At 51.4% G+C, this 12,464-nt stretch carries 9 protein-coding genes and 2 pseudogenes; 2 read left to right on the forward strand and 9 right to left on the reverse strand.

Annotation, left to right across the window (positions count from 1 at the left end; genetic code table 11):
• Positions 1–126 precede the first annotated feature (126 nt).
• From C7B16_RS14010 to yjcS, 7 genes and pseudogenes are all read right to left on the reverse strand, one after another.
• A pseudogene (locus C7B16_RS14010) lies at positions 127–540 on the reverse strand (ABC transporter substrate-binding protein); the annotation flags it as partial.
• A 373-nt stretch (positions 541–913) separates the two neighbouring features.
• The gene (gene fdhF, locus C7B16_RS14015; protein ID WP_077627668.1) at positions 914–3,061 is read right to left on the reverse strand and encodes a formate dehydrogenase subunit alpha; all 2,148 of its coding nucleotides are present in this window, start codon (positions 3,059–3,061) and stop codon (positions 914–916) included.
• A 197-nt stretch (positions 3,062–3,258) separates the two neighbouring features.
• Complete coding sequence (gene mdtP, locus C7B16_RS14020) at positions 3,259–4,725, reverse strand: multidrug efflux transporter outer membrane subunit MdtP (protein WP_107179833.1); 1,467 nt, start codon at positions 4,723–4,725, stop codon at positions 3,259–3,261.
• Positions 4,722–6,773, reverse strand: a complete 2,052-nt coding sequence (gene mdtO, locus C7B16_RS14025; protein ID WP_107179834.1) for a multidrug efflux transporter permease subunit MdtO — start codon at positions 6,771–6,773, stop codon at positions 4,722–4,724. Before mdtO ends, mdtP begins: the two co-directional genes overlap by 4 nt.
• Entirely contained in the window at positions 6,773–7,804 is a 1,032-nt protein-coding gene (gene mdtN / locus C7B16_RS14030) for a multidrug efflux transporter periplasmic adaptor subunit MdtN (RefSeq protein WP_000446339.1), read from the reverse strand. Before mdtN ends, mdtO begins: the two co-directional genes overlap by 1 nt.
• Positions 7,805–7,823: 19 nt before the next feature.
• Positions 7,824–8,099 carry a YtcA family lipoprotein gene (locus C7B16_RS14035; RefSeq protein WP_001517588.1) on the reverse strand — a complete coding sequence of 92 codons (276 nt, stop codon included), beginning with the start codon at positions 8,097–8,099 and terminating at the stop codon, positions 7,824–7,826.
• 208 nt (positions 8,100–8,307) lie between these two features.
• Positions 8,308–10,293 carry an alkyl sulfatase YjcS gene (gene yjcS / locus C7B16_RS14045; protein WP_107179835.1) on the reverse strand — a complete coding sequence of 662 codons (1,986 nt, stop codon included), beginning with the start codon at positions 10,291–10,293 and terminating at the stop codon, positions 8,308–8,310.
• A gap of 244 nt (positions 10,294–10,537) precedes the next feature.
• Between yjcS and rpiB the strand changes: the two are divergent.
• Together rpiB and yjdP are read left to right on the forward strand one after the other, a co-directional pair.
• Positions 10,538–10,804: pseudogene (gene rpiB, locus C7B16_RS14050) on the forward strand (bifunctional allose-6-phosphate isomerase/ribose-5-phosphate isomerase RpiB); the annotation flags it as partial.
• 68 nt (positions 10,805–10,872) lie between these two features.
• Positions 10,873–11,202: a DDRRRQL repeat protein YjdP gene (yjdP, locus tag C7B16_RS14055; protein ID WP_061090609.1), complete on the forward strand. Its 330-nt coding sequence runs from the start codon at positions 10,873–10,875 to the stop codon at positions 11,200–11,202.
• Positions 11,203–11,362: 160 nt separating this feature from the next.
• On the opposite strand, the gene yjdN is transcribed toward yjdP, so the two are convergent.
• A complete protein-coding gene (gene yjdN / locus C7B16_RS14060; RefSeq protein WP_001131293.1) occupies positions 11,363–11,806 on the reverse strand; it encodes a VOC family metalloprotein YjdN in 444 nt (147 codons plus the stop codon).
• A gap of 309 nt (positions 11,807–12,115) precedes the next feature.
• Positions 12,116–12,451 carry a zinc ribbon domain-containing protein YjdM gene (locus tag C7B16_RS14065; RefSeq protein WP_000056775.1) on the reverse strand — a complete coding sequence of 112 codons (336 nt, stop codon included), beginning with the start codon at positions 12,449–12,451 and terminating at the stop codon, positions 12,116–12,118.
• Between the last annotated feature and the right edge of the window lie 13 nt (positions 12,452–12,464).

The raw sequence follows: 12,464 nt of genomic DNA on the forward strand, positions 1-12,464 counted from the left end.
CTATATCGTTGGATATTACAGCGCACTAAGACCGCACGAATATAACGGTGGATTACCCCCAAACGAATCGGAAAATCGATACTGGAAAAACTCTAACTCGGTGGCCAGTTTTTGTTGACCACTTCAGGCGATATTTTCCGGTTGCCAGCCCAGTACATTGAGAATAAACGCACCGGACTTATTCAGCGTGACGGCACGGACATAAGAGTAAATCACATCTTCCGGGCGCACCGGATTACCGGAGGCAAATTTCGCATCGCTTTTGAGTTTTATGGTCAGCGTTTTTGCTACAGGATCAGCCTGCCAGCTTTCGGCCAGAATCGGAGTGATTTTCGCGGGATCGTTACGATCCGGCTGCACAACGCGTTGATACAAGCTTGGTACAGTCTGAATACTGGAGAGTTCATTAGCTTCTGCCGGATCCAGACTCACAATATCATCCAGTCCCTGGGCAACAACCAACGTATTCGGCGGTGTCGCGGCAAAGGCGGTGGCGGAAATTGCGCTTAATACCAGTAAAGATAATAGTTTTTTAATCATATGCTTCCCAATCCCTGAAGTTACTTTGAGGTTATCAATACGCTATCTGACGGGGCATTACTGCATAAATTGCGCCAAAATATCCCTTTAATAGAGCATGTTAGACGGTCGATGATTTCTCACCTTGCCGAAATTTTAATCATCAAATGTAAAGTATTATTACGTTAGGTCGCGATGAGAATTGAGTAAAGATAATTCTCATTTGCACTTGTGATTGGATGAGAATAACAACGGAGAGGATGTCGCTGATAACCAGGATGGACTGGTCTGACTGCGCGGGTATGTATAAAAAATCCGGAAACGGATGAGCGTTCCCGGATTGATACAAAGGCGTTGGGTAATACCGTCGCCTTTAACGTGAGTTAAAGCGGTATTACGCCAGCGCCGCTTCGCGCAGGCGAGTTTTCAACTTGTTGTACTCGTCAATCACGTACTGCTCGGCGGCGCGCTGATCGGAAATCGGCTCGACGCGCACGGCGCAGTATTTGTACTCCGGCGTTTTGGTAATCGGGCTTAAGTTTTCGGTAACCAGCTCGTTACAGGCACCAATCCACCACTGGTAGGTCATGTAAATCGCCCCTTTGTTCGGACGATCGCTGACCTGCGCGCGGGTGATAATTTTGCCTTTACGCGAGTGCACCCAAACTAGTGCCTCATCTTCAATACCCAGACGTTTTGCGTCTTCGGTATTGATTTGTGCGTAGCCAGGTTCATCAGCCAGAGCTGCCAGTGCCGCACAGTTACCGGTCATCGAACGACAGGAGTAGTGCCCAACTTCACGCACCGTTGACAGTACCATTGGATACTCGTCGGTGAGTTTGTCGATTGGCGCTACCCAGTCGCAGGTGAAGAACTGCGCCAGGCCGTTCGGGGTATCAAACTTCTCTTTAAACAGATAAGAAGTCCCCTGATCGGCATCTGAAGTATCGCGGCAAGGCCACTGAATGAAGCCCAGTTCGCCCATTTTCTCGTAAGTCGCACCGTAGAAATCCGGGCACAGATGACGCAACTCGTCCCAGATCTCCTGGGTATTGTTGTAGTGCATCGGATAACCCATACGGGTGGCAATTTCACTGATGATTTGCCAGTCCGTTTTCAGATCCCACTTCGGTTCAACCGCCTTGAAGAAACGCTGGAAACCACGGTCAGCAGCAGTATAGACACCTTCATGTTCGCCCCACGAGGTTGACGGTAAAATGACATCCGCCGCTGACGCAGTTTTGGTCATAAAGATGTCCTGGACGATGACCAGTTCCAGATCTTCAAAGGCTTTACGTACTGCCGACAGTTCCGCGTCAGTTTGCAGCGGATCTTCGCCCATAATGTACGCCGCACGGACTTCGCCATGCGCTGCGCGGTGCGGTAACTCGCTGATGCGGTAACCGGTATGGGCTGGCAGACTTTCTACACCCCAGGCTTTGGCGAATTTCTCGCGGTTAGCCGGATCTTTCACGTACTGATAGCCAGGATACGTATCTGGCAGTGCGCCCATATCGCAGGCACCCTGCACGTTGTTCTGACCACGAACCGGGTTAACGCCCGCATGCGGCTTACCGAGGTTACCAGTCAGCATTGCGAGGCTGGTCAGAGAACGCACGGTTTCCACGCCCTGATAGAACTGGGTAACACCCATGCCCCACAGAATGGATGCGCTTTCCGCCTGGGCATACATCCGCGCCGCCTGACGAATCTCACTGGCACTGACGCCGGTGATATCTTCAACCGATTCCGGCGTGTAGCCTTCAACGATTTTACGATACTCTTCAAAGCCTTCCGTACGGGAAGCGACGAACGCTTTGTCGTACAGATTTTCTTCAATAATGACATGGCCCATCGCATTTAACAGCGCGATGTTCGAGCCGTTTTTCAGTGCGATGTGCATGTCAGCAATGCGCGCAGTTTCAATTTTGCGCGGATCGCAGACGATAATTTTCGCCCCGTTACGTTTAGCGTTAATCACGTGATTCGCTACGATCGGGTGGGAATCCGCTGGGTTATACCCAAAGACGAACACTAAATCGGTATTATCAATTTCGTTAATGGCATTGCTCATTGCGCCGTTACCGACCGATTGGTGCAGACCTGCAACCGATGGGCCGTGTCAGACGCGAGCGCAGCAGTCAACGTTATTAGTACCAATAACGGCGCGCGCAAATTTTTGCATTACATAGTTGGTTTCGTTACCCGTACCGCGCGAGGAGCCGGTCGTCTGGATGGCATCCGGACCGTACTTCTCTTTGATGGCGCTCAGGCGCTCGGCAACGTAATTCAGTGCCTCATCCCAGGAAACAGGTTCGAGTTTGCCGCCACGCTGGCGACGGATCATGGGGGTTTTCAGGCGCGGGGTCAGGATCTGGGTATCGTTAATGAAATCCCAGCCATAATAACCCTTCAGACACAGAGTACCCTGGTTGGTTTTCCCCTGCGCTGCCTCCGCCCGGACGATTTTGCCGTTATCGACGACCAGGTTGATTTTGCAACCTGATGCGCAATATGGGCAAACCGTGACGACTTTTTTCATCGGTCTCGCTCCAGTTAATCAAATCACGCATACGCGCTCTCGACTACAGTATGCATCTTTTATGCCACCTTTTATTTGGGGACATTCCCTGATATTACGGGCGCTTTTTGTTCAAAACTCTGACGAAAAACAGGCTGTCGTCAGTTTTGACGTGACGAAACGATATGCCGCGTGACAGCCATCACGCGACGTCTGTTTTATTTCTTCTCAACGATCGGGGCAGTCTGATACCCGCCGCCCAGCGATTTCATCAACTGAATACTTTGAATCACGCGGCGACTATCCAGCATGAGTAAGGACATTTCTTCGGCAAGTACCGGCAACTGGGCTTCGGTTGCCTGTAAGCGGCTGGTTAATCCACGTCTGTAGGCGGCGTCGGCGGCGCGCTGGGTGAAGCGAGTTGCTTCTACGCGTTCTGCCTGCATCTCCCGTTCTTCATTCAGCGTTTGCAAACGCGTGCCATTGACTGCAACGTCGCGCACCGCGTTCAGTACTGACTGGTTGTAACGTTCAATCATTATGTTGCTGGCGGCGCGCGTGCCTTCGAGATTGGCATTCAGGCGTCCACCGTCAAACAGCGGCAATTTCAGACCTGGTATGAAGTTGAACTGGCGGCTGGTTTTTTTGAACAAGGTGTCCAGGTGAATGGAATCCAGTCCGAAAAACGCTTTGATATCAAAGCTCGGGTAGAACAGCGCCCGTGCGGAATCCACCTGATTTAATGACGCCTGAACATACCAGCGCATGGCTTGCAGATCCGGACGTCTGGCGAGCAACTCATAAGAGAGCGTCGCCGGAATGCCAGTCTGTACTTGCGGTAACGCCACCGGTTTGATCTCTGGCATATCGCTGGCTCCCGCGCCAATCAATGCGCGCAGGGATTCTCGCGTTTCGGTGATTTGCCCTTTGACGGCAGCAATTTGTTTATCGACCGCCAGAATCTGTGCCCGCGCGCCGTGGAAAGGCACTTGCGCTTCCAGACCATGCGTCACTTTACTCTGGTGCGCTCTCACCGCGTAATCAATCACACTGCGGGTTTGTTCTAACAGATCGAGCATCTGGTAGCTGGCCTGCATACTGTAATAAAGCTGCGCCACGCCAGTGGTCAGCGATAACTCCACCGCGGCGGTTTCTGCCAGAGCCGCGTTATGCGCGCCAATGGCGGCAGCAAGCGCTGAGCGATGCACACCCCACAAATCGAGATCCAGTCCAGCAAACAAACCTACTGTAGCTTCGGTATAGTACGGCCCGTCCATTTCCAGTGCGGGCGCATCCATCGCATAAGGGCTTAAAAAGCCGTTTGCCGAAACGCGCTGGCGGTTAAGCATCCCTAACGCCGCAACCTGTAATTGTGAACCGGCATCTAACAAATCAGCTTGCGACTGCGTTTTTTCCTCCCGCAATTTCGCTTCAGCGAGGGTGTGCGAACCGCTTAACGTCCGTTGGATCAGCGCATCCAGTTGTGGATCATGAAACTGTTTCCACCACTGTGCTTGTGGCCAACCGGAACTGGCCAGATGGATATCATCGGCAAGTTTGATTTGCTCTGGTTCAAGTTGTTGATGAGGGGCTGAATCCTTACGCACCAACGCACAACCGGAAATCAGCGTCGCGCTGCTGAGAATGCTGCACAACAACAAGCGTGAAAGTTGACGATTGATCATTGAGTGGCTCCTTGTGCCTGTTCCGTGGCGGGCGTTAATGCCGGGGCAGTCCAGTCTGGCAAGTGGGCGATGAGCTGACAGACGTGTTGCTCCTGTTTTAATAAGGTGGGCAGGATGGCCTGCGAGGCAGGTGTCTCTTCAAGCGCTATCACTGGCGAATGGCTGATTGTGGTTGCCAGACCCGTGGAGTATTTCTCCAGCGCCTCAGCAAACTGGCTTGCCCTGTCCGGCTGGAGCGCGTGATCCAGTGCCTGCGCCGAGTTCCAGGTAGCGTCCCAGGCGTGAAGAAGGTCACGGCTCTGGCGAATCACTGTTTGCGAACGTTCAACCAACAAAGCACGCTCTGAGCTATCTAGTTGACGCTCCAGCGCCACACGTTGACACATCTCTTCACAGGCATTAATCGCTGCATGCAGACCAATACGAATTTGTATATAGGTACGCAGCGTTGTAGCTTCCTGCTGGCGAGGAATACGCATCAGTTTGCTTAACATACCCAGCGCGCCAGCCAGTTTTTGCGGTAGTGTGCGCGCTTCGCTTTCAGGCCAGACAAAGGTGTAAATCACTGCCGATACCGCAGTGCCGATAAGAATACCGATGGCGCGATCGCGTATTTCCACCAGGTCATACACCGGATCAAAAACGTTTTCGAGTGTGGCGAGCGCGAAGGTCACCACCATCTGCGTTCCGATATAAGAAGAACGTTCAGAGCTGGTGGCAATCCACGCCCCCAACAGGAAAATCGGTGCCAGCACAAACAGCAATTCGACAATATTGTCCAGCCAGGGGATGACTAAAATGGTCATTAGCAGCGCCAGAATTGCCCCACAAAAAGCCCCGCCAAAACGCAACGCCATTTTCTGGTACGATGAACCAACATTTGGGTTAGCGACGATCACGCAGGTCAACATACAGGTGTGAATGCCTTCCCAGTCCACGCCGCTATAGAAGGTGTAACAGATTAAACAGGCCAGCAGCGTTTTCACTGCATAGCGCATATAGTCCGGATTGGTAAAGGCATCGGGTACAAATGAAGGTGGTTTGGCGGCGGGTGTCAGCGGCGTATGCGGGTCCATCTGACCAAGCTGTAACAGCGTCTGGCAGATATTCTCCAGGTTACATTCCCGCGCCGCCATTGCTTCCTCTTCACTTAGCCGCCAGTTGCTTTTCCAGCATTGACCTTGTGCAATAGCATGTTGCAGTTTGTTGATTTCCAGGGCTAGTTTTTGCCGGAACTCAATGATTGCCAGCGAGTCAGCAAACGCGGTGGGATCGTAGCGATTCAGCGTCGAGTAAATGTAGGTTACCGTTGCCACGCAGCTTTGCCACCATGCGCTATGGGTTCGCCAGTCGGCGTCATCCGCGAGGCAAAAGACACTGAGTTTTTGCAGCGCCAGCGCCTCTCTTTCAATCCGCGTTTCAGGTAGTGGCGTGAGGCTTTCTGTCATGTGGCTTACCACTTCATCAAGTCGGTCATTAAGTGCCTGATGCATTTGCGTGATGGCGCGGCTGGGAAACCACAACACGCCGATTAACGTCATCAATAACGTCGGGTAGAGGCCGACAACAATACACCACAGCGTTAAGCGCACGACGACTTCCGGATAATCGAGCATGGCGGGGAAGGTTTGCCCGTAAATGGCGACGATAGCGACGGCAAAAAAGACCAGCCCCAGCCGATGGGTGCGCATCAAAAACATACAGCCCATCAGGATCGGCCCGGCGATGATCAGTCTGATCAACGGTTCGCTGTAAGACCATTTGTAGATCAAAAACAGGCTGCCGATCTCCAGCACTGTGGCGACCACAAACAGGAACGCCACAAATTTGGTGTAAAACGCGTTCGACTGAATACCGTAAAACAGCACTGCCAGTGATAACGCCACGAAGGGGATCTCGAAGGTCATCGAGATTAGCACTACCAGCAGGCAGCCTACCCAGAGCTGCACGGTCTGCGGCACGCGACCTGGCCGTTGCTCGCTTAGCTCTTCATGAAAGAACGCCAGCAGCCTGACCACCGGTAATGGCAGGGAGTTGAGGGCGCTCATTATTGCGGCTCAAGATTAGCGACTGCCGATGCGCCGATACGGAACATTTCCGGGTCAGGTTTATCGACCATGATTTTGACCGGAAAACGCTGGGCAACGCGGACCCAGTTAATAGAACGAGACACTTTCGGCAGACCGCCAAGCACCAGACCACCATCATCCGGCAACACACCGTAGCCAATGGAATCTACTTTACCTTCGAAGGTTTTGCCGCTGTCGCTCATCAGGCGAATTGTCGCAGGCGTACCGGCATGAATGTTTTTCAGATCGGTTTCGCGGAAGTTGGCGATCACGTACCAGTGACGGGTGTCGATTAGCGTGAAAATAGGATGCATCGCGGAGGCAAATTGCCCAACCGAGGTTTTGAGGGAAATCACCCGACCATCGAACGGTGCGCGAACGGTGGCCATTTCCAGATGCAGTTTGGTTAGGGCAATATCCGCTTCGACCGCCGCGCGTTGCGCGACCAGTGCATCGACGCCGCTAACGGCGCTGGCGGCTGACTGTGCCTGCAACAATACAGCATTAAGATCGGCTTCTGCCGCACGCTGTGCGGTTCTCGCGCGGTCTACATCTTCCGCAGAGACAAAACCTTCCTTCAGTAGCGGCTCGGTACGGCGTAATGTATCGTTGGCCTGTTTGGCAGCGGCGCGAGCTTTTTCTACCGTGGCGTTAACCGAGTCAGCACCGAACTGTTGGGCATTAACGCTACGCTGAGTGAGCATAATTTGCTTATCCAGCGCGGCGAGGGAAGCTTCGGCTTTCGCCAGATTAGCTTCGTACGGGCGCGGGTCGATGCGAAACAGTAAATCACCTTGTTTAACTGCCTGGTTGTCGGTGACTGCCAGTTCTACAATGCGACCGCTGACTTCCGGTACTACATCAATGGTATCGGCTGACGCGTAAGCGTCGTTAGTTGATGGCGCACTGTCGACGCGCCAGATAACAAAAACAGCGGCAACCAGTGCCAGCGCAACCACCAGCAGGGCAGGGAATTTACTGCGAGGAGCTTTTTTCGGCGTACTTTCCATGAGCGCATCTCAAAATAGATTAGAAAAATGCCAGCCAGAACAGCATGGCGTAGAGAGCAAAAAGGGCTGTATAAATAATTCCGACAAATGCCAGATTGATATTTGCCCGCTGAATAATTCGCCTTGTGATGAGAGTCACAATAAGGCTGGCAATAACGCAGAAAAACCAGCCGGGATAATAAGCGCCGATTACCGGGATCGCCGGAGATAATGAGCATCCCGAAACCATGAAGACGGGAATTATCCAGGTTGCTTTTTTGAGTTGCATCACCATGCGAGAGAGAACTGTTGGCATAATAAATACATCCTGTCTGCTGCGAACAATATCTGTAGTGAATGTCAATATCCATTGAAGGCGTCAGTATGGCTATTTTCTTGTGGAATAAAAATAGCTTTATTCAGCCACCGCATTCATAACTTATTTATTTTATGTATTAGTTAATGATTTATATTTTTGATATAAATGCTTTCGGGAGCTTAATTGCCCCCGAAAGTGAGTGGAATTAATTTGGGGTAACGATACTCACCCACAAATCAAAATTATCCAGACAGGCAATAATTTCTTCCAGTTTCGCACCATTGCCAATAATTTTGGCTTTCTTCGCTTTTACCAGCTCTGCCATTTTCGCCTGTCCGGTCAGCACCGCGTGCAGATCTTCACGGCTGATGTAGAAAGCGGCGTTGGCTTCAGGCTGCAGCGTTTTACGGTAGTTAAGCACGCTATCGTTCAGCGTCAGGTTGAGGTTATCGCCGTTACTCATATTGAAGTTCAGGCTGATATTTTTGCCAGCGGCTTTTTCGCTATCGAGGCGCACGGACATAAAGTCGAACAGCATTTCGACTGACATCCCGCGAATGGTGTCCGGGGAACCGGTGGTGCCGTGGCTGAACTTATGTACTCCTTCGCGCAGCTCTTTCGCACCAGTCAGGTAGAAACCGCGCCAGGTGGCGGACTCGGCCTGATAACCAAGCTGTTCAAAGTTTTTGGCTTGCAGATTTTTCGCTACCTGGTCACCCGGATTGGCGGCAATCACCTGTTTCAGTAATTCTGCCGACCAGCGGTAATCCCCTTGCTTATTCGCTTCCTGTGCCAGGTTGATCACGCGCGCGGAACCGCCCAGCGCCTGTACATAACGCTTGCCCATCTCCACCTGACCATATGGATGCAGGTTAGCCGGATTGCCATCGTAGTAGCCAAGATAGAAGTTATACACCGCGCGGGCGTTATGGCTAACAGAGCCATAGTAGCCGCGGCTGGCCCAGTTGTTGGCAAGTGCTGGCGGCAACTTAATCATGTCTCCGATTTCATTCATGGTGTAGCCCTGGTTTGCCAGGTGCAGGGTCTGATCGTGAATGTACTTGATGGTATCGCGATATTTACCAATATAATCATTGATATGCTTATTGCCCCAGACTGGCCAGGTGTGTGGCATAAACAGTACTTCCGCTTCGTTACCCCACATATCCAGCGTTTCGTTCAGGTACTCGGTCCACTTGCTGGTGTCGCGGGTTTTCGCGCCGCGCAGGGTGTAGAAGTTGTGCAGGGTGTGAGTGGCGTTCTCGGCGGTGCACAGCGCTTTCAGGGCCGGAATATAGAAATGCATTTCCGCGGGTGCTTCGCTGCCTGGGGTCATCAGGAAGTCAAACTCCAGACCATCGATAATCATCTTCTCGCCAGTTCTGACAATTGTTTTGGTTGGCGCAATAATGCTCGGGTCGCCGGTCGCCAGCGTGATACCGAGGCCATTACCCACGTTGCCCTGTGCGTTGTGCGGCAGTAACAGGCCGTAAGAGTAAAGGGCTCGGCGGCTCATGATGTTACCCGCCAGCACGTTTTCGCTGATAGCTTCGTCCATAAAGCCTGCCGGAGCGATTACCTGAACTTTCCCTGATTTAACATCAGCTTCAGTGATAATGCCTTTCACTCCGCCATAATGGTCGGCGTGGCTGTGGGTGTAGATAACGGCAACAATTGGTTTTTGCGGACGATGCTGGAAGTAAAGGTCAAGTGCGGCTTTCGCGGCTGGCGGCGTCACCAGTGGGTCGATAACAATAATCCCTTTCTCGCCTTCAACGAACGTAATGTTAGAGATGTCCTGACCGCGCACTTGATACATTTTATCGGTGACTTTAAACAGGCCAGAAATGCCGTTGATCTGCGACTGACGCCACAGACTGGGATTTACGGTTTCCGGTGCGGCGGCATTAATATCAAATTTGTAATCATCTGCCCGATAATAAACTTTTCCGTTAGCATCACGCAGAATACCTTCATCCAGTAGCGGGGCGATAAATCCACGTTGGGCATCGTCAAAATCCTGACGATCGCTAAACGGCAATGATTTGGCGTAGTTCTGGTTAATTTGCTGAGTATATTGGCTGGCAGCCTGAGCTTCTTCCTTCGCGTCAGCGGTATTTACCATCATGCCGCTGGCGGCGGTTAATGCAATAACAATCCTGCTCAAACGGAATAACCGTGAGTTATTCATATAAATCTCCATTTATCATTTGTGTCGTAAATATATGACCCATACAAAATACGTCATTTGAAACTGGCGTTATCATAATTGGGAAACTTCGACTTTAATAAGAGTAAGTGTGAGTAGAACACGCTATTTTATTAGGCATTAGTGCTGAAGAAGGAAGACAGCGATAGTTTTATTTTTTCTATAAATAATATGAAACGGTTTATTCTTTAATTATATATATTAACGGTAATATCGTTAGCATAGCGGGATTTTGATTTGTGGTACAGGTGTCGGCATTTCGATAGCGGCGAACAAGTTTGCCGGAGTTCGTGCGGTCGTCTGTAGCGAACCTTATTCCGCGCAACTCTCGCGGCAACATAACGACACCAACGTGCTGGCTTTTGGTTCACGAGTGGTTGGCCTCGAACTGGCGAAAATGATTGTGGATGCATGGCTGGGGGCGCAGTACGAAGGCGGTCGTCATCAACAGCGTGTGGAGGCGATTATGGCAATAGAGCAGCGGAGGAATTGAGATTCATCCACTGTTTGCATGGATGAGTAATGACTAATGTGGATAGAGTCTCTTTCTGAGGTTAGTTAATGAAACGCTATCCGCTGTTATTTTTATTTACCCTGCTCACGCTGACCGCTGTTCCGGCTCATGCCGATATTATCGATGACACCATTGGCAATATTCAGCAGGCGATTAACGACGCTTATAATCCTGACCGTGGACGCGATTATGAAGATTCGCGTGATGACGGTTGGCAGCGTGAAGTGAGCGACGATCGTCGCAGACAATATGATGATCGCCACCGCCAGTTTGAAGATCGCCGCAGGCAACTGGATGATCGCCAGCGCCAGCTTGATCAGGAGCGTCGGCAACTGGAAGATGAAGAACGGAGAATGGAAGATGAGTATGGGCGTTAGTCGGATCGTTTTTGCCTGATTGCTGGTTAACCCCGGTTCCAGTTTATCCGCAACGATCGCCTTCAGAAGCGTAACTCACTCCTCGACTCTGTGTATAACAAAGTCACTTGTGACAATAACGTCTGCTCACATCGCGGGAGGACGAGCCTCCCGGTGGGGCTTATTTTGTGGGCTGTTGTTTAACAACATTAATCATCCACGGCACTCCATATTTATCGGTGACTTTGCCGAAGCCATGCGCCCAGAAGGTTTCCTGCCAGTCCATTTCGATTTTTCCATTGGCGGCAAGGTTGTCAAACCAGCGTTTCCCTTCTTCGACCTGTTGCGAATCGAGCACCAGCGTAAAGCCGGAGTAGCTGGCTTTTCCTGACGGTATGGCATCGCTCATCATGATATCGCTACCGGCAATGCGCACGTTAGCATGGGCGATGGCAGTATCCGGGAATTGCATTCCTGATGGGCAGCCTTCGGCGCTTTCCTGTGCGGGTTTCGGCATTTCTCCGAAGCTGATTTTATACAGCAGTTCCGCGTCCAACGTGCGTTGATAATAGGCTATTGCGTCGGCACAGTTACCGGCAAAAGAGATGTAGGGACTTAACGGCATGATGGTGACCTCAGTGAAGAGAAGTCAGTTAAGTGTAGTTTGAATTTTGTACAGATGAAGAGTAGGCCTGATAAGACGCGGTGAGCGTCGCATCAGGCATTTGGCACAGTTGCCGGATGGTGTGGGAATTTGTAGGCCTGATAAGACGCGGTGAGCGTCGCATCAGGCATTTGGCACCATTGCCGGATGCGGCGTAAACGCCTTATCCGGCCTACGGATAGCGCGGGAATTCCCCGGCCTGATACGATGTGCAAGCGTCGCATCAGGCATTGGCACAGTTGCCGGATGCTTCGCACCCGGCAATCGAAATCAGTTCTTTTTCACAAACTCAGATTTCAGTTTCATCGGGCCAAAACCATCGATTTTGCAATCGATGTTATGGTCACCTTCAACCAGGCGGATGTTTTTCACTTTGGTGCCGATCTTCAGCATCGAAGAGCTACCTTTTACCTTCAGGTCTTTAATGATGGTAACGCTGTCGCCGTCAGCCAGCAGGTTGCCGTTAGCATCTTTAACGATCAGCTCGTCGCTTTCCTGTGCAGGTTCAGCGTCGTTCCATTCGTAGGCGCATTCCGGGCAGATGTACATGCCGTTATCTTCGTAAGTGTATTCGGAGTTGCATTTCGGGCAGTTTGGTAATGACATGTGGATTTCCTCA

The organism is Escherichia sp. 20412-1 (genome assembly GCF_003027595.1).
GTDB classification, from domain to species: Bacteria; Pseudomonadota; Gammaproteobacteria; order Enterobacterales; family Enterobacteriaceae; genus Escherichia; species Escherichia marmotae.

Excerpts from the sequence above, each read along its gene's own strand:
- mdtP (WP_107179833.1), bottom strand. The coding sequence starts at position 4,725 with ATGATCAATCGTCAACTTTCACGCTTGTTGTTGTGCAGCATTCTCAGC.
- mdtO (WP_107179834.1), bottom strand. The coding sequence starts at position 6,773 with ATGAGCGCCCTCAACTCCCTGCCATTACCGGTGGTCAGGCTGCTGGCG.
- mdtN (WP_000446339.1), bottom strand. The coding sequence starts at position 7,804 with ATGGAAAGTACGCCGAAAAAAGCTCCTCGCAGTAAATTCCCTGCCCTG.
- C7B16_RS14035 (WP_001517588.1), bottom strand. The coding sequence starts at position 8,099 with ATGCCAACAGTTCTCTCTCGCATGGTGATGCAACTCAAAAAAGCAACC.
- yjcS (WP_107179835.1), bottom strand. The coding sequence starts at position 10,293 with ATGAATAACTCACGGTTATTCCGTTTGAGCAGGATTGTTATTGCATTA.
- yjdP (WP_061090609.1), top strand. The coding sequence starts at position 10,873 with ATGAAACGCTATCCGCTGTTATTTTTATTTACCCTGCTCACGCTGACC.
- yjdN (WP_001131293.1), bottom strand. The coding sequence starts at position 11,806 with ATGCCGTTAAGTCCCTACATCTCTTTTGCCGGTAACTGTGCCGACGCA.
- C7B16_RS14065 (WP_000056775.1), bottom strand. The coding sequence starts at position 12,451 with ATGTCATTACCAAACTGCCCGAAATGCAACTCCGAATACACTTACGAA.